Origin of the sequence: Drancourtella massiliensis, from assembly GCF_016900655.1 — a bacterium.
In the GTDB taxonomy this organism is placed as follows: domain Bacteria; phylum Bacillota; class Clostridia; order Lachnospirales; family Lachnospiraceae; genus Sellimonas; species Sellimonas catena.
In genome coordinates this window covers 180,523-202,610 of record NZ_JACJKH010000002.1, presented here as the reverse complement: position 1 = coordinate 202,610, position 22,088 = coordinate 180,523, and the positions used below count along the sequence as shown (strand labels likewise).

Genomic DNA, 22,088 nt, shown 5'->3' with positions numbered 1-22,088 from the left:
GAAAGAGGCAGTTCCATAGAGAATTCAGACTTTGAAAAAGTCCGAATTCTCTGGGACTGCCTCTTCTTTTCATGGCAGGGGTTAAAAATCGGTATTAACCGATAATCCCTTTTTCATCATCCGAACACTCTTCGATATGCTTATTTTACCTCAACCAGCTCGATCCGGAAATTCAGTTCTTTTCCTGCCATCTCATGGTTGGCGTCAAATGTGATGGATGTCTCATCTTTCTCAACGACAGTCACCGGAATTGGCTGGCCATACTGACCGCTGAGGTAAACTTTCTCACCCGGCTCCAGATCTTCTGATCCCGGCAGCTGTGCCATTTCAATCATGAAAATGGCATTTGGATCCGGCATGCCGTATGCTTCTTCCGGCATCAGATGAATATCTACAATCTCTCCCACTTCCATATTAGCGACAGCGGCATCAAATCCACGGATCATCTGTCCTGCACCGCAGATAAATTCCAGCGGTTCTCCACGGTCGTAAGAAGAATCAAACTGGGTGCCGTCGTTAAAGGTTCCTCTATAATGTGTTTTACAGATTTTACCCGCATTGCGTCCGGTAATCGGAGGCTGGTGGGATCCGCATCCGGCACAGCTTCCGCAGCTGCCGCCGCAGGAATGTTCTTCGTCATGCTGACCGCAGTCATGTTCTTCTCCGTGATGTCCGCAGCTGTGTTCCTCGTCATGGTGGTGGTCACAGGTTGCACCGGAGGAAGTCAGTTCTCCCTTCAGATATGCTTCTACTGCCTGATCCACATCGCCTTCCGCTCCGGAACATAATTCGATACCTGCTTCTTCCAGGGCTGCCTGTGCTCCACCGCCGATTCCGCCGCAGATCAGCACATTAACACCCTGTTCTGCCAAAAGACCTGCCAGTGCGCCATGTCCTGTTCCATTGGAACCGATCACTTCGCTGGAAATCACGTTCTGACCTTCCACTTCGTAAATTTTGAAATTTTCTGTTTTTCCAAAATGCTGAAAAACGTTTCCATTATCATAAGTTACTGCTATTTTCATGTCTTCTTTTCTCCTCATTGATTTCTATTTCTGATTCTGGCCATTCTATTATAAAACATCATCCTCTGATTTCCAAGTCTTTATGCCAGAATCTGCTCCGGATGAAAATTCAGGTAATCTCCCGACACGAGAAAATATCGGATTCCCCGGTAAGTTCCCCGGATGCTGTCTCCAAATCTCTGTTCTCCATGACAGTGGGAATACACAACCGCTTCCACCCCGTACTCTTCCGCGATCCGGGTAAAGGGCGAGGTTCCCTCCAAAACATTGGTCGGCGGATAATGCAGAAACATCACAAACTTCCGGTATCCGGCCTCTTCCGCCTGATGGAACGACTCCTGAAGCCGCTCCATTTCTCTTGCAACCAGCTTTTTCGCCTGCTCTTCTCGTTCCTCATCCCATCCAAAGATTCTCCCCTGAAAATCCAGATAGAATGGTCCTTCAAACGTATATCCTTTCGTCCCTACCAGCGCATAATCCTGATAGGCGGCAAAATTATTCTGCAAAAAGAAGAGCCGTCCATCATATTCCTCATTCAGCCGTCTGGTCTTCTTCGCATCCCAGAACATATCGTGATTGCCCCGAAGCAGAATCTTCCGCCCCGGCAGCCGTTCGATGAAATCAAGATCCTCCCGGCATTCTGAAAGCTTCCTGCCCCAGGAATGATCGCCGGTCAGCACAAGGGTATCCTCCGGCCTCACGATGCGATTCACGTACTTTTCTATTTTACGTTCATGGTGTTTCCACACTTTTCCAAATGCGTCCATCGGCTTGTCTGCCTGAAAGCTTAAATGCAGATCCCCCAATGCATACAATGCCATCCGGAATCACCTCCCCCTGCTCAAATCTATACTAGAAATCGTACCGGCGGATTTCGCAGTTTTTCACTCCAAATGTCGCGTATTCTTCGTTCGTCATGTCGGTAAAATACGACTGTACAACTCTGGCGATTCCGTTGTGCGCAACCAGAATGTACGTCTTTTCGTCTGACTCTGCCTTGATGTCATCCAGCAGATTATAGATTCTCTGGGCCAGCTGGAGCGTCGATTCTCCGTTTCCATGGTGGCTGGCAAACTGTTCTTTTTCCTTCTGGAAATCAGCGGCATTTCTTGGAGATGTACCCTCCCATTTGCCGAAATGCTGCTCGATCAGCCGCGGTTCTGCCTTTGCCGGAATCCCCATGATTTCAGAAATATGCCGTGCTGTCTCTGCCGCCCGGACAAGCGGCGAATACAGGATTTCATCCGCCCGGATGCCTTCTTCCAGAAATTTCCTGCCTGTCTCCACAGCCTGCTGATGACCGTACTCGGTCAGTTCACTATCTGTCCTTCCACAGATCTTACCTTCTACGTTCCAAACGGTCTGCCCGTGTCTTACAAAATAAAAATGTCCCATATCTGTTTCTCTCCTGTTTTATTTTCCATCTGAAAGGAACCGTTCCACTGCCCGGTTGAATGTCTCTGGATTTTTTGCTGCAATAAAGTGATCCCCTTTCAGGCAGACGAATTTCGCCCCCGGGATACTCTTTGCAATCAGCAGGGAATGCCGATGCCGGATCATGTCATTCTTTCCTACGAGAACCAGTGTCTTAGAAGAAATTCTGCTCAGATCTTCCGGACGGATATACGGATCCTTCACCATAAGTCCCAGTAGCTCCTTTTGCTTTTTCGCCTTTTGGGAAACCGGCGCAAGGAGCGATGCCGCGCCATACCCCGCCCAGATCGGCAGTACAATCGATGGCTTCATTCCGGAAGGATAAAGATTGGCTCCGTTCAAAATGAGTCTTCTCACTTTCTGTGGATATTGAAGCGCAAACGCCAGTGCCGTATTTCCTCCATCGCTGAACCCGAGAATGTCTGCCCGCTCAATTCCCTTTTCTTCCATGAAGTCATGCAGATCCTCCGCAAACTGCCGAATGGTAAACGGGGCATTTCCTCGCGGACTTTGCCCGTGTCCTCTCGTATCGATTGCGATTACTTTTCGTGTTTTGGCAAAATGCCTGATCTGACGGGCAAAGTAGCGGCTTTCTTCCCCGTTTCCGTGCAGTAAAATCAGCGGTTCCCCTGTTCCTCTTTCGATGGAATAGAACTGGATGTCACTCATCTTGTCCCTCCCGCTTTTATAATCTGCCAAACAGTTCTTTTGCTTTTTCCATTCTTTCCACGACCGGAACATCGAACGGACATCGTGTCTCGCAGCCTTTGCATGCAATGCAGTCTTTTGCATTGGCTGAAAGTCCTTCATAATGCGCCTTGACTGTTGCCGGCACTTCTTCCTGCATGGCAGCCAGATCATAGAGTTTGTTCACCATGGCAATATCGATCCCTGCCGGGCAAGGTGCACAGTGTCCACAATATGTGCATTGTCCACTGTAGGCATGTTGCGGCGCCCTGGCCAGCACGCTTGCATAATCCTTTTCCTCTTCTGTGGCGTTCTCATAAGCAACCGCCTCCTTGACATGTTCTGTCGTATCATATCCTGCCAGCACACTTGCCACACCCGGTCTTGTAAGGGCATAGTGAATACACTGAACCGGAGTCAGGGCCACTCCAAACGGAGAAGTCTTTTCGGAAAAAAGACGTCCTCCCGCATATCCTTTCATCACAGTGATTCCGACACCCCGCTGTTCACAGATCTGATACAGTTCCGCCCGTTCCGGATCGATGCCCTGAAGATGTTCCTCATAAGACTCCGCAAAGTATGTATTCAGATCTTCGCTTGCCGGAAGCAGATCAAACGCCGGATTGATACTGAACAAAATCATCTCGATTTCGCCGCTTAATGCCGCAAGCTTTGCCACTTTCGGATTGTGAGTACTCATTCCAATATGGTGAATGATTCCCTTTTCTTTCTGTTCCTTTACATAAACCAGAAATTCTCCTGCCATGATCCGGTGAAATTCTGCCTCTTCATCCACAAAATGAATCATGCCAAGGTCAATATAATCTGTCTGAAGGCGTGTCAGCAGATCCTGAAATGCTTCTTTTACCTTCTCAAGATCCCGGGTACGGACATACTGTCCATTCTGCCAGGTTGATCCAAAATGCCCCTGAATGATCCATTTTTCTCTTTTCCCCTCCAGTGCTTTCCCGATATTGGAGCGTACATTCGGCTCCGACATCCAGCAGTCCAGAATGTTGATTCCATAGCTTTCGCAGCAGTCAATAATTTCTTTCACTTCTGCTTCGTTGTGGCGCTCCAGCCACTCTGCCCCTAATCCGATTTCACTTACCTTCAGTCCTGTATTTCCCAATTCACGGTATCTCATTTCGTTTCCCTCCTGATGTTTCCGGCTTTTTAACCTATTCGTTTCCACTCCAGTAAATTCTTTTCTCAAACCCGCCTCGTTTTCTTCGTTTCTCATCTCGTACTTTAAGCAGATCTTTTCTGGAATATCCTCTGGCCTTACAGATGGCGGATAACACTTCCAGAATATCTGCCAGTTCTTCCAGAGACTTATCCGCCTGATACTCTGCCACCTCTTCCTGCAGCTTTCTATCCAGTTCATTCAGATACTCTTCCTGATCCAGAATACGGGTGACAGGCGTCTTCCCATCCGCCCGAATGATATCCGGGATATTGTCCCGAACCAGTTTTCCTTCTCTCATTGTGTCACGTCCTTTATAATTCATCGTATTCACTGTTTCTTGCTTTTTCTGAATCATTTCATCCAGATCCATTCCACTTACTCCATTATATCATTCCCACTTTCTTTATAAAAGACGAAAAGCTCCAATCCTTTAACAGTTCCCGGTGTACACATACTTCAGGTATTTCTCTGCAATCTGCTTCATCCTGTACACCTGCCTGACCTCTGTTGCTTGCCGGTCGGTCATCTGATATCTTGGGAAAAATCTGGACACATGCAGTGGGATCTCCGGGCTCAGTGAGGCAATCCATGCTGCCTCCTGTTCCATTTTTTCTTTTGAATCATTTTCACCCGGCACAATGAGTGTCGTCAGTTCCACATGGCAGTCCTTTGCTGCTCTTTCAATAAACGCTTTTACCGTATTCAGATTTCCACCAAGTTTTCTGTAATAATCTTCTGTAAATCCTTTCAAATCAATATTCATCGCATCTATATATGGTAAAATTTCTTCCAGGATTTCCAGTTCCACTGATCCATTGGTGACCACTACCGTTTTCATTCCATTTTGTTTTACCAGACAGGCTGTGTCCCGGACAAATTCGTATCCTACAAGCGGTTCGTTGTAAGTAAATGCCACTCCGATATTTCCGGCATTTTGATACCCGGAAGCAAGCCGGGCCAGCTGAGCCGGTGTCACGTCCTGCCATCCAATCTCCGTCTGTCCGGCCATGGAAATCTCATGATTCTGGCAGAACGGGCAGAAAAGATTGCACCCAAAGCTTCCTACCGAAAGGATTTTGCTTCCCGGATAAAACCGGGCCAACGGTTTCTTTTCGATCGGATCCAGCATTGCGGATGTTACTTTTCCGTAATTCACACTGATAATCTTGCCATTTTCGTTCTTTCTTGCCCTGCATCTGCCGTACTGTCCTTCCAGAAGTGCGCAGTGATGCATACAGACCGGGCATACTTTCCTGCCATCGGATGAATTTCCCATCTCATTACGTTTTTCTTCTCTGCTCAAAAATGTCTCACCACCTCAAAGCGTTCCAGTTTGATATCTTCTGCCTCTTCCGGGATACCTGCTTTTCTTTTCGCAATGGCAATCTGCTCGTCTACGGTATCAACTCCTTCCAGATTCGGAAGCAGAAGTCCCCGTTTGATTCCTTTGCTTACGATAACGCCGTAGCGTTTCACATCCAGCTGTTCCGGCGAAGCAATTTCTTCCGTCTCTCCCAGAACATCCACACTGTACATAAGCCGGTCCAGTTCTTCTGCTTCTACTGCGTCAAATCTCGGATCTTTCACCGCTGCGCTGATAGCATTCTCAACAATCTCCTCCGCAAGCGTTCCCCGTACCGGCGCAATTGTCCCGATGCACCCGCGCAGTCTTCCCTCTTCTTTGAGAGATACAAAGGCTCCAGCCCTCTTGTGATACAATTCTTCCGGCAGACCTTCCGGAATGGAAATCTTCCTGCCGGTCCTCACATATGTTTCGATTGTCTGCCGTGCAAGCTTTACATAAGGATCTTCCTTTTCGCTCCGCTCTTTTGCTTCTTTTTTCACATTTTCCTCATGCTGATGCAAAAAATCTCTTTGCGGATCCATACCTTCTACTTCAAAGGTGCAGATCCCATATCCTACTCCAAATGGGCCTTCATAGGAAAGTCTTTTCGCACGAACTTTTCTACGGTCCAGCGCTCCTGCCAGGATCAGGAACGACCGCTGTCCGCACTCTGCCGCCTGTCCGCAGAAATCTTCTGTAAAATCAAAGAGTTTTCCAAACTCTGCACTTCCCATCACCTGCATGATCCGCTCATCATATTCCGGTCCTTCTTTCCGGAAGCCATACGGACCGTCTGCCTTTAATCTATGAGACAGATCCCCGCTTCCGATCACCACAATTTTTCTGCCACACAGTTCCGCCGCTTTCTGAATACATTGCCCAAGCATGTAGTGCATTGAAAACGGGAGTCCAGAAAGGCCAATCCGAACCACCTTGTATTCCCGGTCATAATGATTGAGAAACCAGAGCGGAATCATAGTGCTGTGATCCAGCCTTCTGTCCTGCTCACCCAATGTTCCTGCCGGAATCTCCCTTGCCTGCGCTTCCTGCGACAGTACTTTCACAAATTCGGTATCATACTGCACCGGAATCTTCACTTGAGAAGCCCCAAATCTACCAAAGCTTCCTTCCGCGCTTTTCCCCGGCGAAATATGAAAATAGTCTGCATACATTACCGTGTGCGGTGATAACACCACAACAGTATCCGGCTTCCACTCTGCAATCTTTTTTACCGCTTTGTGGTATGAAGCAATCGTATCCTGAATTCCCCGTTCCTGTCCGCATCCAACCTCCGGTATGATCAAAGGCGGATGAGGTACCATCACTGCTCCTGTTACTGCCATCGTCTCTCCTCCTTCCTTTTATTTTCCATGGCTGTTCTGTTTTTTCCTGTTTCAGCAAGCATTTCCAACTCTTTTTCAAGTTCCGGCGGAATGCTTCGGGCACTTCGCACCGGACCGACTCCATAAAGTTTCATCCGTTCTCTATTCATTTCATCCGGCATAAATCGATGCTTCAATTTCAGTTCCATGGTCCGGCTCTTATCCTGATTCCCTCCCGGATCTTCAAATCCTCCTGTACCGGTTACTTCACACTGATACAAAACGGCAGAAACCGGTGCTGCCATATAAATATAGACCAGATCTCCGGTATGAATATTGCCACGCTGATGCCAGTCAATAGTGCTGCTTTCTGCAAAAGCTGCTTCCAAATCAAAGTATCCGGGATTAGCAGGGATCAGCCAGGCCCGTTTCCTTTCACAGTGCAGCTTTTCTTTTGTCTTTTTACTCGCTGTCAGAAGATAGCTTTGATCCAGCAGTGCAAGAATCTGCTCTTTTTCTACCGTTCCATCAAGAAGAATGGAAATCCAGTTTTTCTTATTCATATGATACCCCGGCAGAATTCCCTTGCCTGACACCAGAAATCCAGCCATATCCGGATCACACTTTACATTCAGTACTTCGATATATCCTGTCCCGTGTAGTCCCATGCTCTCCTTTCGGACTTCCAGCATCACCCCGTACCATTTTCTATTATCATTATGACGCAGCACAAAATCCGGAGTTTTCCATGGATAATCCGGGCTTGTGCCGTAAGTATGCAGGACATAGTCCAGGATTTCTTTTTTCAGACACGCTTTTTGCGATTCTGCCCTCTTCATCTTGATCACCTCTTTTTTATTTTAACACTATGCTTCAGAGGTTTCATCTGCTTTCCAAAAGAAAATGACACAGAGTCCCGTTCTCTCTGTGTCATCTTGTATCTTCTGCTGTTTTTGTATGATCATTCCGGTATCAGGAAAGAATGGTCCGAACCATCTTTTCATCAAATTGAACCGATTTCACATGATCAACTTCAATCTGATAAAGTGCGTTTGCCGCAAGGTGCTCTGCCGCCTGCTCCAGATCCCGGATACCGCTTGTCTCTTTGTGCAGGTCGATGACTGCATCCAGACCATCATCCGTCAGTGTGCATTCATTCTCCTGCATGCCGATTCTTTTCAGTACCTTTGGAAGTGCATACTGAGAGAAAATCACCTTTTTCTCCTCCGGTGTGTAATCCGGAAGCTCAATTACCGCAAACCGGGACATGAGCGGCGCGCTGATCTGATCTTTATCGTTGGCCGTCGCAATCGGATAAACTCCTACGGTCGGAATCATACATTCGATATAATTATCTGTAAATCCAAGGTTATCAAGCAGTGTCAAAAGCACATCTGCCGGATTGCCGTTCCCTTTTCCGGATGCCGCCTTGTCAAGCTCATTGATGATAAATACAAGGTTGGATTCCCCTGCCATGGAAAAAGCATCCATAATGATTCCCGGCTTTGCATTGGCATAAATCCGTGAGCTCCCGGTCAGCTGTTCCGGATCGTTGATGGAACTCATATCCAACGTAGTCCATGGGAGTTTCAAAATCCTTGCTACCGCATAGGCAATCTGAGACTTTCCGGTTCCCGCAGGTCCTACCAGAAGCAGACCGTAGGCCGGAAGGGTGTGAGTCCGGTTGATCTGGATAATCGTTTCAATAATCCGCTGCTTTACCTGCTCCATTCCATAAAGTTCCTCATCCAGAATTCTCCTTGCTTCTTTCGGATCAATTGCCTGGAAATAATTCCCTTTCCACTGGATGTTCATCATAATAGAAAGAGCCCTCTGTGCATGCCGGCGCTCCTCCGCTGAAACCTCGTGAGAGCGGGCTACAGCAAGGTTTCTCCTTGCCCAGAGCCGGATATTATCCGGAAGCGTCCTACCGGCACAGGTGATAAAGTCCGTAATACTCTGGATACTGGTCAGCTTCATGCTGTCTCCTGTCTCCTCCTCATCTTCATCCGGGATTTCTTCGGACGGTGCATCACTTGTAAGAAGACGTTCAATCATAAACTGCAGGAAGCCATCCTCCGCTGAAAGCTTGGATCCTCCGCCAAAGGCAATCTCACGGATCTTATACACAGCATATCCGTCCTCCCGGTCCGCCCCGGAAAGCCGGACATTAATATGATTTTCTCCCATCCATTTGAGAAGACTTACAAAACGGGCATCAATCTGTAAAATATCGGCGCTGACCGTTCCTTCTTCTCCTTTGAATTCAAAGGCAGTCCGGCGGACCGGATTCGTAAATACTCCGATCGAATGGTGCTGAAGCTTTCCCTTACTGTTGTCAAGTACAAGCATCGGGTGCTCCGTCGATGCTTCCTGTTCGCTGGAATAAAATACTGTATAAGTACATTCCGGTGTTTTTCCCTCTTCCGGCGTATTATTAAAATCAAAAACTGGCATGGTGCATACTCCTGTCTTTTGTCGAATTTTCTTTAGTTTAGCATAAAATAGGAGATGGTACAATCCATGTTTCTTTTTCCATATATGGAAAAGTAATGATTCAGGATTTCCTGTTTTCTATGATCTCTTTGATTTTCCTCGCCTCTTCTGTCAATGGATGAATTTTCCCAAGAATGCCGCGGTAGAACTCCCTGATATCCGGATCCTGCAAAACGGAATAAACCTGACTGTTTTTCTCTGCTGTCTGCAAAAGCACTTCTCTTTCCTCCGGGGTCCAGTCATCAATTTTTCTGAGTTTCCGGATAACCGAGTGGGTACTGGCAAAATTCGGGCTGTTTTCCAGCTCCATGAGCAATCCGGCCTTTTCCCGGTCTTCTTCGCTGCTTTTTCTATCTGCTTCAATCCTTTCCCTTTTACACTGGTAATGAAGTGCTTCCAGAGATTCGTTGGCTGCTGTCCGGTCGATAATGGATTTTACAAGACGATCCAGCTCTGAATTTTCTGTGTAATCCGCCGGAGCGAAATATCGAATCCTTCCGTCACGCATCATTTTATATACTTTGGCTTTATCCTCTGTCTGTGCGTCATACACACCGATCGAGTGCCCGCCGTATGTCGTAACCAGTTTCATGCATGGAATATCCGTATCACTATCTCCGATATAAACAATGTTTCTGAATGGTACACGGATTTCTTCCGGTGAAAAAGATTCATTCACTGCCGGATCGTTAATGTCCAGCACTCCTTTCTCAATTCGGAACAAAAACTGTGTTTTACTTGTATAATTGATCACCTGGGCAGGCCAGACCGCTACGTCATGATCATTAAAGTAAAAGGAACTTGCATATATTTTTTCAAATGCTCCTGACCTGGCAACGGAAGTGCCTTCAATCATTTCTTTAAGTCCGGAAGAAATAATATAGTGTTCCACAATCACATCCTGTTCTTTCCCGTACTTGCGGATGCGCTCAAACCATTGTTCTACACCCGGGAACAGCTTTACATTGGCACCGTATTCTGCCAGCTTCCTGCGGGTGAAAAGCACTTTCCCTTCCGCCTCCTGTTTCATCAGATACATATATGCGAGATTCTGATCCATCTCATTTTCCGCAGCAAGGATATTGGATTTTTTCCAGAATTCCGGAATATCATAACCAACCGATTGGATATATCCCTGCGCCTGCATATCATCCGGCGACAATGTCTTGTCAAAGTCATAACAGATCGCAACAACCGGCCTGTCTTCTTTTTGTTTTCTTACATATTCTTTTTCTGACAAAAGTCCTTTCCTCCTCCTTTCATCAATTCCACCAGATATCTCTGCGCTTTTTCAGTATAGAAAAAGATCTCATACGGATTCCCTTTTTCACTGATCCGTTCTTCCGGCTCAATTCCGGCCTTTCTTCCTTTTTCTGTCAATACTGTTCTGGCATATCCGTTATAAAACTGTTGTTTCAGACAGCCTTCTTCCAGAAGTCTTTCTGTAAGCCATTTATTTGTCAAACGTTTCATCTGTTTTTCATCTCTTAATTCATTCACCTGCGAAACAAATTCGCTTAATGTCATTCTTGGTGTATACTGAATGCCAAGAAGAATCTCTTTCGTCAGCCGAAAGTCTGCTTTTCGCCCTTTTCCCCGCCTTTCCGTCAAGGGAATTTCATCTTCCGGACCTGAATTATGATTTTCTGCTGTATCCCGCTGCCCTCCGGTTACGCTTTGAATTTTTTGTAAAATGGCTTCTCCGTACTGCTCTGCTTTCCGTTCACCCATGCCATTTACTTTCAGAAGTTCTTCTTTTGTAAACGGCATGCGTACGCACAGATCACGAAGCGTTTTATCCGAAGCCACCATATATGGAGGTATCGACCGTCTTCTTGCAAGTTCTGCGCGAAGTTCCCGCAGTGATTCAAACAACTCTTTCCCCTTTTCCGATAAATCCATCGCGAGAACGGATTTTTTACTGTCCCGCTTTTTCTCTTCTTCTTTTTTATATGCGATGATAAAAGGAGTATTTTGCTCCATCAATTCTCCAGAAGTTCCCGTCAGATGGAGGATGGCATACTTATCCTCCGTCTGTCTCAGATATCCTCGCTCCACCATTGTACGGATAATTTCCTTGATCCGCGTCTGTCCAAGCTTACTCTGTTTTCCATAAGCAGGGTTTTCTTCCATTCTGTAATTACGTATTTTTGCCGTGTTTTCTCCCAGAAGAGTCCCGGCGATCATGTTCATTCCAAACCTCTGTCCGGATGTCCTGACACATAGGATGACATCGGCTGCCGCTTCGGAAGCATCCATTTCTTCAAACTCTTCCTGACAGTTGGAACAGTTCCGGCACTGCTCTTTTGCCTTTTCTCCAAAATAATGAAGAATATATGCCCTGAGACATTTCGTCGTTGTGCAGTACATCTCCATCTTTCGCAGGCGGTCCATGTCCTGTGCCTGAATCGTCCTCAGTTCCTCTTCCGTATATTCTCTGTCCTGTTCCTTACTCTCCAGAAGGAATCGGTTAATGACCGTATCCTGCGGCGAATAATACAAAATACATTCTGCCGGTTCGCCGTCACGTCCTGCTCTTCCGGCCTCCTGATAGTAATTTTCCATACTCTGGGGCATATTGAAGTGAAGGACAAACCGTACATTGGATTTGTCAATCCCCATCCCAAACGCATTGGTGGCAATCATTACCTTTGTCCGGTCATAAATGAAGTCCTCCTGACTGATTCTTCTTGCCTCCGTGCTCATTCCTGCATGATAACGCCCGACAGAAAATCCAGCGTTCTCCAGCTCCAGATATAATTCATCCACGCCCTTTCTGGTAGCACAGTAAATGATCCCGCTCTCTTCTATGTGATCTTCCAGATAACGGCGTATCCTCTCCTTTTTCTGCTTTGTTCTCTGTACTTCAAAGTACAGATTTTCTCTGTCGAATCCGGTTACCGTCTCATAAGGATGTTCCAGCTCCAAAGAAACGCGGATGTCAATTCTGACCCGCTCGGTTGCAGTAGCTGTAAATGCCGAAACAACCGGGCGGACCGGAAGCATATGTACAAAAGACAGAATTCGAAGATAGCTTGGTCTGAAATCCTGACCCCACTGAGAGATACAGTGGGCTTCATCCACCGTAATCATGGAAATCTCCGCGTGACAGGCAAAATCCAAAAACCGGGGCGTCTCAAGACGCTCCGGCGCCACATAGATAATCTTATACTGTCCGGTCTTTGCAAGTTCCATCGCCTTTGCAATCTGGTTTTCCGTCAATGCACTGTTAATATAGGCCGCATGTACACCAGCTTCATTCAACGCCTTCACCTGATCGATCATCAGGGAAATCAAAGGGGAAACGACAATTGTAATTCCAGGAAGCATCAGTGCAGGAAGCTGATAGCAAAGAGACTTCCCTGCTCCGGTGGGCATGACTGCAAATACATCTCTTCCAGAAAGGATCTGTCTGATGACCGTCTCCTGTTCTGGTCGAAATGTGTCATAACCAAAGTAGGTTTTGAGGGTGGAGTGCAGTTGTTGGTCAAGTAACTCTTGCATCTATAAAACTTCTCCTTCTTCGTAACATGCAGCTATATAGTCTCTGGACTGATAATAGAAATCTGTATTATAGTCTGAAATCCGGGCATCAATCCATGAATGATATACTTCCCATAATCCCTCCAGAATTTCTTCATCTTCAAAGCAGTCTTCAATCAGCCTTTCATAAACTTCTCCGATATCCCAATAATCAGGGACTGTATATCTGCATATTTTCTCATTATCAAAATCGCCTATGGAGATCTTTGCTTCTTCTATAAACTCATCCGCTGTTTTTGCAATAGGTTCGCAGTGAAAAACATCCGCATATTCATAGATTCTCCCAATTCTTTCTTTCCCAAGAAAATCTGTTACTTCTTTTCTTCTCCTTTTTACATTCCTTCCGATATATTCAATCAGACTGCATGTATAAAATAGAGCATCATTGTTTTTACTCCCCATATATAACCTCCCGATACCCCGGATATCCATACGCGCTTTCAGCGCTCTTCACAGCATTAATGATTGCTTCGCTCATGACTTCCGCCGCGAGTGTTCCGACCAGATCCTGATCTGCCAGGATTTCCCCTGTGGATACCGCATAGATACTGTCTCCATCTGCTGTCGTATGAACCGGACGGATGGATCTTGCGTAACCGTCATGAGCCATTCCGGCAATTTTGCAGAGCGCAGACTTCTCAAACTTTGCGTTGGTGATAATTACTCCGATTGTAGTATTTCCTGTGAATTTATTCTCCACCACTTCTGTGCTGGCATACATTAACTCTTCTGTCACACGGAACGACCGATGATCTTCCGAGAGAAGCCCTGCCAGTTTCATTCCGGTTTTCCAGTCATAGATATCTCCAAGGGCATTCACTGCAACAATGGCACCGACCTGTAATGCTCCGATCTGGACAGCATAGCTTCCGATTCCGGACTTCATGCAGCAATCCATTCCTGCAAATTTGCCAACGGTTGCACCGCATCCTGCTCCGAAATTTCCATCCTGATAATTTCCCCGTTCTGCATTCAGGCACGCTTTATATCCCATCTCTGCATCCGGACGGACCAATGCGTCTCCCACGGTCAGATCAAACAGATCCGCCTGACAGACCAACGGTACTTTCGTAACACCGACATCAAATCCAATATCATGTTCTTCCAGATAGCGCATCACTCCATCAGCCGCGCCAAGGCCAAAAGCGCTGCCGCCTGCAAGGACGATACCGTGAATCGCGTTTGCTGCCGCAAGCGGTTTCAGAAGCTCAGATTCTCTTGATGCCGGTCCTCCTCCCCGCACATCCAGTCCTGCACACATTCCCTGCCCGGACTCTGACAGAATGACCGTACATCCGGTTCCTGCTTCTTTGTTTTCCGTCTGTCCAATCCGGATTCCTTTGATATCTGTAATTGTTATTTCCTTTTTCATCATCTTCTCCTTTTACTGCGATTCCTGCTCCAGACCTGCCATAAACAGCTCGTAAAAATCGTCTTCACCCGCCAGCATCGGGGAATTTTCCCCTCCGCCGTTGGTACTTCGCTTCATTGCCGCATGGAATTCTTCTCCCGCACATATCAGATCCATCTCATAAATTTCATATCCCAGTTCCCGGCAGGTTCTACAGAACGCGCCAAAGGGATCTTTCTCCTGTCTCGTTGCGAGAAGCTGCCTCCGGACTTTAGGATCATGAAATGCCCAGTGCTGGAGTGCATCCAACAATTCAACACAACTTGCCATTTTATCTTTTCTCCGCCTTTATTTAGTACTGTCCCATCCAGCTTTCCAGATCAGACTGGTTTAAACGACCGTTCAGCAGTCTACCGTCTTCTACCTCGGCATCTGGAACTGCTTTTCGTATCGCTTCTGCTGCTTTTTTAATTCCGCTTCCGCCGGATGTTGCAAATGGAACGATCATTTTCCCTCCGAAATCATAGGTCTCCAGAAACGTATTGATAATGGTCGGTGCCGTATACCACCAGATCGGAAATCCGATAAAAATCACGTCATAATCAGAAACTTTCGCCTCCTTGTCCGCCAAAGCCGGACGGAAAGAAGAATCCTGCATTTCAATCGTGCTTCTGCTGTTCTTGTCTGTCCAGTCCAAATCTGCTCTTGTATACGGAACTTCCGGTCTGATTTCATAGAGATCGGCATTTCCTGCTTCTGCCAGTTTTCTTGCTACTGCTTCTGTGACTCCGCTTGCGCTGAAATAGGTTACTAACTTTTTACTCATACTGATTTCCTCCTTAATATATATCCTGTCATTCACTGGACACCGGGCCTTTGCTACAGAAAAGCTCCGGTCCGGCTGTCCGGATTGGTCTTTACATTTTCCGGTGTTCCGGCCGCTACAACCGTACCGCCGTCTTTGCCGCCTCCCGGCCCCATATCAATGATATAATCCGCACATCGGATCACATCCAGATCATGTTCAATAACTACGACAGTCGCCCCATGATCAATCAGGGTCTGAAACACATCCATCAAAGTATTTACATCCAGCGGGTGAAGCCCGATCGTCGGCTCATCGAAAATAAAAACCGAATCCGACTGGGCTCTTCCCATCTCACTTGCCAGTTTCAGGCGCTGCGCCTCCCCTCCGGAAAGTCCGGGTGTTTCCTCTCCAAGCGTCAGATATCCAAGGCCCAGATCTTCCAGTATCTGAAGGCGCTGATGGACCAGCTTCAAATCTTTGCAGGCTGTGAGAGCAGTATGAACGTCCATCGCCATCAGTTCCGGCAACGAATAGGATTCTCCGCTCTTTGTCTGATAGTGGATGGTTTCCGCCTCTTTTTCATATCGTGTTCCCCGGCAGTCCGGGCATGGAATGTCCACATCAGGGAGAAACTGTACATCCAGGCTGATGACTCCGGTTCCATCGCAGACAGGGCAGCGCAGCTTTCCTGTATTGTAGGAAAAATCTCCCGCCTTATACCCTTTCTCCTTCGCATCCGGAGTTTTTGCAAAAATCTTCCTGAGTTCGTCATGCACATTGGCATACGTTGCAACAGTGGAACGTACATTGATTCCGATCGGAGCCGCATCAATCAGCTTGACATGACTAATCCCTTCTGCCCGGATTTTCTTCACATGTTCCGGCAGCTTTCTCCCCTGAATATTGGCCGAAAGTGCGGGAACAAGACTTTCCAGTATCAATGTTGTTTTTCCGGATCCGGATACTCCGGTGACTACCGAGAGTTTTCCTTTTGGAATATCCACTTCCAATGGCTTGACTGTATGAATAGCATCCGTTGAAAGATGAATGAGTCCCTGATCAAACAGTTCTGTTTCCGAACATTTTTTGGATCTACGGATTCCAGAACGGCCGGATAAAAACGGACCAATCTGAGATTTTGGATGATTCATCAGTGTGTCCGGCGTCCCCTGCGCCAGAATTTCTCCGCCTTTTGCTCCCGCCTCCGGACCCATCTCGATCAACCAGTCAGCCTGCTTCAAAATCTGAGTATCGTGATCTACAAAAACTACGGAGTTACCGTCCTCAATCAGATCGTGCATGACACCAGTCAGCCCGGCAATATTTACCGGATGCAGACCAATGGATGGCTCATCCAGTACATACAGAACTCCTGTCGTCCGGTTTCGAACCGCTCTTGCAAGCTGCATTCTCTGCCGTTCTCCTGTCGATAAAGTGGAAGAAGCCCGGTCCAGAGACAGGTACCCAAGCCCCAAATCCAGAAGACGTCTTGCGGAAGTCTGGAATGATTCACAGATGCTCACCGCCATCGGACGCATGGATTCGGGCAGCGAATCCGGCACCTGCTCTACCCATTTCACTGCTTCATTCAGTGTCATGGTACAGACTTCATCGAGAGAATATCCATTCAGTTTTGGCATTCTTGCCCTTTCCGAAAGTCTGGTTCCATGGCAGTCGGGACAGATATCTCTTTTTAGAAATTTTTCCACCCGCTTCATACCTTTTTCATCTTTTACCTTCGCGAGGGCATTTTCTACCGTATAAACAGCATTAAAATAAGTGAAATCCAATTCACTGCCCTGATCGGAGCTCTTGGGCTTATAAAAAATATGCTTTTTCACCGCCGGGCCATGATAAACGATCTCCTTTTCTTCTTCGGTCAGGTCCCGAAACGGAAGGTCTGTCCGGACGCCCATAGCACGGCAGACGTCTGTCATCAGTGACCACATCAGAGATTTCCAGGGCGCCACAGCACCTTCATCGATCGAAAGAGATTCATCCGGAATCAGCGTAGATTCATCTACTGTCCAGACCACACCTGTTCCGTCACATTTCGTGCATGCTCCCTGGCTGTTGAAAGCCAGTTCCTCCGCAGAAGGAGCATAAAACCTTGTATTGCAGACCGGACAGGTCAGTTCATGTCCTGCTGCGACTTCCAGCGTTGGCTCCAGATAATGCCCGTTGGGACAACAGTGTCTGGCCAGCCTGGAAAACATCAAGCGCAGACTGTTCAGAAGCTCTGTTCCGGTTCCAAACGTGCTTCTGATTCCCGGGACTGACGGTCTTTGATGCAGCGCAAGAGCTGCAGGCACATACAGTACTTCATCCACCTGAGCCCTGGATGCCTGAGTCATCCTCCGTCTTGTATAGGTGGATAGTGCTTCCAGATATCTTCGGGAACCTTCCGCATAGAGAACCCCCAGCGCAAGGGAGGATTTCCCGGATCCGGAGACACCAGCAATTCCTACAATCTGATTCAACGGAACATTTACATCAATATTCTTTAAATTGTGCACTCTGGCCCCACGTATTTCTATATTCTGAATCATATACCGCTCCTTTCTGACATTTACGTTATCACCATTTTACTTTACCGTCAAGCGCATCAAAAAGGCTTTCTTTTCTTTCATCATCAAAAAAATTTCTGCCGGAACTGCTCTTGACAAATCCGGACATAGGATACTATTATAAAGAAACTCATGATACCAAGGAGGGAAAGAGCATGACAGAAAAAGAACTGATGCTGTCAGAACATTTATACATTGCAAAGGATATAGAACTGGCAAAGGACAATAAAAAAGCCCGGAAACTGACCAGGCTCATCAATGCATCAACAGAAGAAGATACTGATGAACGGCTGACGCTCTTCCGGGAGCTTTTTGGGAGTGTCGGCGATCATTTCTGGGTGGAGCCACCGTTTCACACGGATTATGGCTGCCATACCTACATTGGAGAAAACTTTTATGCAAATTATGACTGCATCATTATTGATGTGGCCGAGGTCCATATCGGGGACAATGTATTCTTCGGTCCAAGAGTCGGCATTTACACAGCCGGTCATCCGATTGATCCTGTCATCCGCAATAAACAGCTGGAATACGGAAAAGAGATTCATATCGGAGACAATGTCTGGGTCGGCGGCAACACGGTGATCAATCCAGGCGTCACCATTGGAAACAATGTTGTCATCGGTTCCGGTTCCGTTGTAACAAAAGACATTCCTGACAATGTCGTCGCCGCAGGCGTTCCATGCCGGGTGATTCGGGAGATCACCGAGAAAGATACTGCCTATTGGAAGGAACAGGAAGCTTTTTACTACGAACATATTGACAAGAAGCAGAAAGAAAGGGACTGACAAACAGTCCCTTTTTCTTAGCAGTCCAATATGGCCTTGGCTATGGACCCATGGCCGTTTGCACTGGTATCAAGCATGCACACACCAGACCGGCTGATCGGTTATTCCAGTGCAGAATGATGCGGCAGATTACGGCCTGCATCTTCCGCAGGGATCGTATCCCATTTGGATCACATCTTCCCTGCTTCCGCTGTACTCCCTCGTATTAGAGGCTTTCATATCCCCGACACTTGCACAGTCCGGCTCATGAAACTTCATTGTATTTGTATTGAGTATATAAGTTTCCTCTGCTGCCTGACCGTTTTCTGTCCCTGCCTCTGTCTGTGTATCCTCCGCTTCACGGCTTTCTCCCGTGACATAGTCTATCTCAATTCCCGGCTGTACATTATACACATAGACGTAGAAAGAAATGCCTGCCCCGTCATCCTCCACAGACTCTGCTTCCATCAGAACACCGGACGCCACCAGATTGTCATCTTCAAAAACCGGTGTCACTTCGTACAGAACATGGTTATCCGTCTCTTTGATATAATCTGCTACCATATTTTCAAACGGAAGCATTCCTTCCGTATTCATATATCTGGTACCGGTAATCAGATTCTCTTCGTTTGCATTCTCCGCGGTCAGCTGAAAACCAATCAGATGGCAGCGATTATAAAGATACCCTCCGTCCACATCATCGTATTCCTTATTGATCCATCCCGACGGTTTGATCTCCGAAATACTTTCCCGGTCTTCTGTCGGCATCAATTCCTCTCCGATATTGGCCTTTGCTGTCCCGCACCGGCCAAGCTCATCCAGTTCACTGTATTCTTCGTAAGCTTCCGTCTGAAGTTCCGAATCTGAAAAATCCGGTTCATTGTCTGCCACAACAGTATAGGGCTCGCCGCTGTATTCCGGCAATTCTTCAACAAGCTCTTCCGCTTCTTCCCGGACGGCAGTATCGATCTGCTCTGTTTTGTTTTCCAGACCGCCGGCAGATTCCCCGTGGGAATTTTCTGAAATACTTCCACAGGATGAAACCGTCAAAAGAAATATCAGCCAGAAGACCGGAAGAAAAATCTGTTTTAGTCGCTTCATGACTTCTGCTCCGGACAGGAAAGAACTGCAATCTGTTTTTCCATATCAGGACAGACGATCAGCGTATTGGTATCGTATGTTACCACCGGGTCTTCCGCTTTTAAAAATCCATCCAGTGTCCCAATTACATCGTAACCGAATGTCTCACTTCTGTAGTGCATCGGAATGATGACTTTCGGATCCAACTCTTTTAAAAGTTCTCTGATTTCATCCGGCTCCATCGTATAAAAGCCTCCCACAGGTACCATTACTGCATCCAGACCTGTAAGTACTTCCATCTGCTCCGGGGATGGCATACATCCGATATCTCCCAGATGAGCGATCCGGATTCCTTCCGATTCAAGAACAGTCATGATGTTGAACCCTCTTTTCTCTCCGCGGCAGTCGTCATGGAAACTTTCCAGACGGATCATCTGAAACGGACTGTCTTTCTTCTCGCTCCGGAGCTCCACCTTTTTCCTTGCATTGTGGTCACCATGTTCATGGCTTGCGATGACTTCATCTGCCTGCAATGTTTCCAGTGTCAGACCCGGTACATTGTTATCCTCGTATGGATCAAAAACAATTGCATATCCATCCTTTGTAATTCTGAAACAGGAATGTCCAAACCACTCTACTTTTATTTCACGCATGCTTCTTTTCTCCCTTCTGTCATCTCCCGGAACATCTGATCCAGTTCCGGAAAGCTTTTCTTCATCCGGATCGGTCTGCCGTCATGATCCAGGAAACAGTGTCCGGAATGTCCGACAGCAACCTGCTCTCCCCGGCAGCTCATCTCGTAGGCGATCTTCATTTTCACACCATTATACTCTTCAATGTGTACCATAATTTCGACTACATCCTGAAATGTCGTTGTTTTCTTGAAATCACAGTCCACGTGAATAACAGGAGATACAATGCCTTCTTCCTCCATCCGGTCAAATCCCCATCCCGCCTGGTCAAGAAAATCCACTCTGGCTTCCTCCATCCAGCGGATATAATTGGAATGGTGCGTGATCCCCATCCGGTCAGTTTCATAATAATGAACTTTGTGTACATATGCATTCATAATAATCCCTCCTGTTTCTAAACAATTCCAGTCTTTTTATGCTTGTAATAATAATACCCGATAAAAATCACAGCGGTCAGGATCCAGGTCACCGGATAGCTGAAAATAATTGCCGAAATCGTCGGACTGATTTTCAGTGCAACCGCAAGCCAGACGATACGAAGCACACAGATTCCTCCCAGCGTAATGATAACCGGAACAATCACATCTCCGATTCCCCTGAGTGCTCCTGCAAGAATCTCAATAAAAACATAGACAATATACCATGGCGCAATCAAAACAAGCATGTCGCTTCCAATCTGAATGACATTGGCATCTGATGTAAACATACGGAACAGAAATCCTCTTGTAGCAATCAAAAACACGACCATCACGAAAGCTGTTACAAGTTCCATTCCAAGGCAGACTTTTACACTTTTTTTAATGCGGTCTGTCTTTCCTGCTCCATAGTTCTGACCGACAAATGTTGTAATGGAAATTCCAAACGCTGTATTAATCATCCAGAAAATAGCATCCAGCTTTCCATATGCCGACCACGCCGCCGTTGTATCTGTCCCGAAGGAATTCAGAGACGCCTGAATCGCGATATTGGTAATCGCAAACAGAATCGATTCTATTCCGGTCGGAATACCAAGTTTAATCTGTCCGATAAACGCGGTACGGTAAAAACGGATTTTGGAAAGCTTCAGCTGTAACATTCCCTCTGAGCGCATCAGCTTCAGTGTTACAAGCACAGCGCTGAATGCCTGTGCCAGCAAAGTTGCAAGGGCAACGCCAAATACACCTTCATGAAAAACGATCACAAAGACGAGGTCCAGAACAATATTTACAATACAGCAGGCAATCAGAATATAAAGCGGTGTTCTGGAATCCCCCACTGCCCGCAGAATACTGGAACCAATATTGTAAACAAAAGTAAAAACAAGTCCTGAAAAATAAACCCGGAGGTAGACCGTTGAGTCATGTACAATCTCGGACGGTGTATTCATCATGCTGAGCATGGACGGCGCCAGCACAATTCCCAGAATACTGAGTCCGATTCCCCCGACTATAGCGATAGCGTAGGCGTTATGGATTCCCTGCCGTACAAATTTTGCATCTCTGGCCCCATAATACTGGGCAATAATGACCGATGCTCCGGAAGAAAGCCCTGTAAAGAAACCGACAACAAGGTTAATCATCTGGGCTGAGGATCCTCCTACACTTGCAAGTGCCCTGGTCCCTACAAACTGTCCGACTACCACCGTATCGATGGTATTGTAAAGCTGCTGAAAAAAGGTTCCGATCATAATCGGAAAAAAGAATACTAAAAGCTGTTTCCAGATCACTCCCTCTGTGATCTGATTTTTCATCTGAACTGTGTTTTCCATTTCAATCCTCTCTTCCTTCCACACCATTTCATTCC

The 22,088-nt window shown here is 46.8% G+C and carries 22 protein-coding genes; 1 reads left to right on the top strand and 21 read right to left on the bottom strand.

The window, feature by feature from the left end; genetic code table 11:
- Positions 1-140: 140 nt before the first annotated feature.
- From H6A32_RS02015 to H6A32_RS01935, 17 genes are all read right to left on the bottom strand, one after another.
- On the bottom strand, positions 141-1,025 hold the full coding sequence (locus H6A32_RS02015) for a NifB/NifX family molybdenum-iron cluster-binding protein (protein WP_204863620.1): 885 nt from the start codon (positions 1,023-1,025) through the stop codon (positions 141-143).
- A gap of 80 nt (positions 1,026-1,105) precedes the next feature.
- Positions 1,106-1,846, bottom strand: coding sequence for a metallophosphoesterase (locus H6A32_RS02010; RefSeq protein ID WP_204863619.1), 741 nt, complete (start codon positions 1,844-1,846; stop codon positions 1,106-1,108).
- A gap of 31 nt (positions 1,847-1,877) precedes the next feature.
- The gene (locus H6A32_RS02005) at positions 1,878-2,420 is read right to left on the bottom strand and encodes a histidine phosphatase family protein (RefSeq protein WP_087255095.1); all 543 of its coding nucleotides are present in this window, start codon (positions 2,418-2,420) and stop codon (positions 1,878-1,880) included.
- Between the two features lie 18 nt (positions 2,421-2,438).
- Positions 2,439-3,128, bottom strand: coding sequence for an alpha/beta fold hydrolase (locus H6A32_RS02000; protein WP_204863618.1), 690 nt, complete (start codon positions 3,126-3,128; stop codon positions 2,439-2,441).
- A gap of 16 nt (positions 3,129-3,144) precedes the next feature.
- Complete coding sequence (locus H6A32_RS01995; protein ID WP_204863617.1) at positions 3,145-4,293, bottom strand: aldo/keto reductase; 1,149 nt, start codon at positions 4,291-4,293, stop codon at positions 3,145-3,147.
- Between the two features lie 34 nt (positions 4,294-4,327).
- The gene (locus H6A32_RS01990; RefSeq protein ID WP_430749565.1) at positions 4,328-4,705 is read right to left on the bottom strand and encodes a nucleoside triphosphate pyrophosphohydrolase; all 378 of its coding nucleotides are present in this window, start codon (positions 4,703-4,705) and stop codon (positions 4,328-4,330) included.
- A gap of 60 nt (positions 4,706-4,765) precedes the next feature.
- A complete protein-coding gene (gene amrS, locus H6A32_RS01985; RefSeq protein ID WP_330616939.1) occupies positions 4,766-5,638 on the bottom strand; it encodes an AmmeMemoRadiSam system radical SAM enzyme in 873 nt (290 codons plus the stop codon).
- The gene (gene amrA / locus H6A32_RS01980; RefSeq protein WP_204863616.1) at positions 5,635-7,023 is read right to left on the bottom strand and encodes an AmmeMemoRadiSam system protein A; all 1,389 of its coding nucleotides are present in this window, start codon (positions 7,021-7,023) and stop codon (positions 5,635-5,637) included. The genes amrS and amrA overlap by 4 nt, the downstream gene beginning before the upstream one ends.
- Positions 7,014-7,841 (bottom strand): MmcQ/YjbR family DNA-binding protein, encoded by an 828-nt coding sequence (locus H6A32_RS01975; RefSeq protein WP_138373990.1) that lies wholly within the window; start codon positions 7,839-7,841, stop codon positions 7,014-7,016. The genes amrA and H6A32_RS01975 overlap by 10 nt, the downstream gene beginning before the upstream one ends.
- 133 nt (positions 7,842-7,974) lie before the next feature.
- Positions 7,975-9,459, bottom strand: a complete 1,485-nt coding sequence (locus tag H6A32_RS01970) for an AAA family ATPase (protein WP_087255110.1) — start codon at positions 9,457-9,459, stop codon at positions 7,975-7,977.
- A gap of 100 nt (positions 9,460-9,559) precedes the next feature.
- Complete coding sequence (locus H6A32_RS01965; protein WP_204863615.1) at positions 9,560-10,738, bottom strand: HAD family hydrolase; 1,179 nt, start codon at positions 10,736-10,738, stop codon at positions 9,560-9,562.
- Positions 10,717-13,002 carry a DNA helicase RecQ gene (gene recQ / locus H6A32_RS01960; protein WP_204863614.1) on the bottom strand — a complete coding sequence of 762 codons (2,286 nt, stop codon included), beginning with the start codon at positions 13,000-13,002 and terminating at the stop codon, positions 10,717-10,719. Before recQ ends, H6A32_RS01965 begins: the two co-directional genes overlap by 22 nt.
- Positions 13,003-13,443: a hypothetical protein gene (locus H6A32_RS01955; RefSeq protein ID WP_087255119.1), complete on the bottom strand. Its 441-nt coding sequence runs from the start codon at positions 13,441-13,443 to the stop codon at positions 13,003-13,005. It abuts the gene before it with no gap.
- Positions 13,433-14,413 (bottom strand): P1 family peptidase, encoded by a 981-nt coding sequence (locus tag H6A32_RS01950; protein WP_204863613.1) that lies wholly within the window; start codon positions 14,411-14,413, stop codon positions 13,433-13,435. Before H6A32_RS01950 ends, H6A32_RS01955 begins: the two co-directional genes overlap by 11 nt.
- Before the next feature lie 12 nt (positions 14,414-14,425).
- Positions 14,426-14,722 carry a hypothetical protein gene (locus H6A32_RS01945; protein WP_204863612.1) on the bottom strand — a complete coding sequence of 99 codons (297 nt, stop codon included), beginning with the start codon at positions 14,720-14,722 and terminating at the stop codon, positions 14,426-14,428.
- Between the two features lie 22 nt (positions 14,723-14,744).
- Positions 14,745-15,218 carry a flavodoxin gene (locus H6A32_RS01940; protein WP_087255124.1) on the bottom strand — a complete coding sequence of 158 codons (474 nt, stop codon included), beginning with the start codon at positions 15,216-15,218 and terminating at the stop codon, positions 14,745-14,747.
- Between the two features lie 53 nt (positions 15,219-15,271).
- Positions 15,272-17,749, bottom strand: a complete 2,478-nt coding sequence (locus H6A32_RS01935; RefSeq protein ID WP_204863611.1) for an excinuclease ABC subunit UvrA — start codon at positions 17,747-17,749, stop codon at positions 15,272-15,274.
- Between the two features lie 173 nt (positions 17,750-17,922).
- Here H6A32_RS01935 and H6A32_RS01930 point away from each other — a divergent pair, with 173 nt between their 5' ends.
- On the top strand, positions 17,923-18,555 hold the full coding sequence (locus H6A32_RS01930) for a sugar O-acetyltransferase (RefSeq protein ID WP_087168571.1): 633 nt from the start codon (positions 17,923-17,925) through the stop codon (positions 18,553-18,555).
- A 129-nt stretch (positions 18,556-18,684) separates the two neighbouring features.
- Here the strand turns inward: H6A32_RS01930 and H6A32_RS01925 are convergent, their stop codons facing one another.
- The 4 genes from H6A32_RS01925 to H6A32_RS01910 are packed head-to-tail and all read right to left on the bottom strand — an operon-like array spanning position 18,685 to position 22,053.
- Positions 18,685-19,635, bottom strand: a complete 951-nt coding sequence (locus H6A32_RS01925; RefSeq protein WP_191436028.1) for a DNA/RNA non-specific endonuclease — start codon at positions 19,633-19,635, stop codon at positions 18,685-18,687.
- Positions 19,632-20,267 (bottom strand): MBL fold metallo-hydrolase, encoded by a 636-nt coding sequence (locus H6A32_RS01920; RefSeq protein WP_191433529.1) that lies wholly within the window; start codon positions 20,265-20,267, stop codon positions 19,632-19,634. The genes H6A32_RS01925 and H6A32_RS01920 overlap by 4 nt, the downstream gene beginning before the upstream one ends.
- On the bottom strand, positions 20,255-20,683 hold the full coding sequence (locus H6A32_RS01915) for an acyl-CoA thioesterase (RefSeq protein WP_087168574.1): 429 nt from the start codon (positions 20,681-20,683) through the stop codon (positions 20,255-20,257). The genes H6A32_RS01920 and H6A32_RS01915 overlap by 13 nt, the downstream gene beginning before the upstream one ends.
- Positions 20,684-20,700: 17 nt before the next feature.
- Positions 20,701-22,053, bottom strand: coding sequence for an MATE family efflux transporter (locus H6A32_RS01910; RefSeq protein ID WP_191426895.1), 1,353 nt, complete (start codon positions 22,051-22,053; stop codon positions 20,701-20,703).
- Between the last annotated feature and the right edge of the window lie 35 nt (positions 22,054-22,088).

What these genes read in the sequence shown, in the direction of transcription:
- H6A32_RS02015 (WP_204863620.1), bottom strand. Translation starts at nt 1,025, where the DNA reads ATGAAAATAGCAGTAACTTATGATAATGGAAACGTTTTTCAGCATTTT.
- H6A32_RS02010 (WP_204863619.1), bottom strand. Translation starts at nt 1,846, where the DNA reads ATGGCATTGTATGCATTGGGGGATCTGCATTTAAGCTTTCAGGCAGAC.
- H6A32_RS02005 (WP_087255095.1), bottom strand. Translation starts at nt 2,420, where the DNA reads ATGGGACATTTTTATTTTGTAAGACACGGGCAGACCGTTTGGAACGTA.
- H6A32_RS02000 (WP_204863618.1), bottom strand. Translation starts at nt 3,128, where the DNA reads ATGAGTGACATCCAGTTCTATTCCATCGAAAGAGGAACAGGGGAACCG.
- H6A32_RS01995 (WP_204863617.1), bottom strand. Translation starts at nt 4,293, where the DNA reads ATGAGATACCGTGAATTGGGAAATACAGGACTGAAGGTAAGTGAAATC.
- H6A32_RS01990 (WP_430749565.1), bottom strand. Translation starts at nt 4,705, where the DNA reads ATGGATCTGGATGAAATGATTCAGAAAAAGCAAGAAACAGTGAATACG.
- amrA (WP_204863616.1), bottom strand. Translation starts at nt 7,023, where the DNA reads ATGGCAGTAACAGGAGCAGTGATGGTACCTCATCCGCCTTTGATCATA.
- H6A32_RS01975 (WP_138373990.1), bottom strand. Translation starts at nt 7,841, where the DNA reads ATGAAGAGGGCAGAATCGCAAAAAGCGTGTCTGAAAAAAGAAATCCTG.
- H6A32_RS01970 (WP_087255110.1), bottom strand. Translation starts at nt 9,459, where the DNA reads ATGCCAGTTTTTGATTTTAATAATACGCCGGAAGAGGGAAAAACACCG.
- recQ (WP_204863614.1), bottom strand. Translation starts at nt 13,002, where the DNA reads ATGCAAGAGTTACTTGACCAACAACTGCACTCCACCCTCAAAACCTAC.
- H6A32_RS01955 (WP_087255119.1), bottom strand. Translation starts at nt 13,443, where the DNA reads ATGGGGAGTAAAAACAATGATGCTCTATTTTATACATGCAGTCTGATT.
- H6A32_RS01950 (WP_204863613.1), bottom strand. Translation starts at nt 14,413, where the DNA reads ATGAAAAAGGAAATAACAATTACAGATATCAAAGGAATCCGGATTGGA.
- H6A32_RS01945 (WP_204863612.1), bottom strand. Translation starts at nt 14,722, where the DNA reads ATGGCAAGTTGTGTTGAATTGTTGGATGCACTCCAGCACTGGGCATTT.
- H6A32_RS01940 (WP_087255124.1), bottom strand. Translation starts at nt 15,218, where the DNA reads ATGAGTAAAAAGTTAGTAACCTATTTCAGCGCAAGCGGAGTCACAGAA.
- H6A32_RS01935 (WP_204863611.1), bottom strand. Translation starts at nt 17,749, where the DNA reads ATGATTCAGAATATAGAAATACGTGGGGCCAGAGTGCACAATTTAAAG.
- H6A32_RS01930 (WP_087168571.1), top strand. Translation starts at nt 17,923, where the DNA reads ATGACAGAAAAAGAACTGATGCTGTCAGAACATTTATACATTGCAAAG.
- H6A32_RS01925 (WP_191436028.1), bottom strand. Translation starts at nt 19,635, where the DNA reads ATGAAGCGACTAAAACAGATTTTTCTTCCGGTCTTCTGGCTGATATTT.
- H6A32_RS01920 (WP_191433529.1), bottom strand. Translation starts at nt 20,267, where the DNA reads ATGCGTGAAATAAAAGTAGAGTGGTTTGGACATTCCTGTTTCAGAATT.
- H6A32_RS01915 (WP_087168574.1), bottom strand. Translation starts at nt 20,683, where the DNA reads ATGAATGCATATGTACACAAAGTTCATTATTATGAAACTGACCGGATG.
- H6A32_RS01910 (WP_191426895.1), bottom strand. Translation starts at nt 22,053, where the DNA reads ATGGAAAACACAGTTCAGATGAAAAATCAGATCACAGAGGGAGTGATC.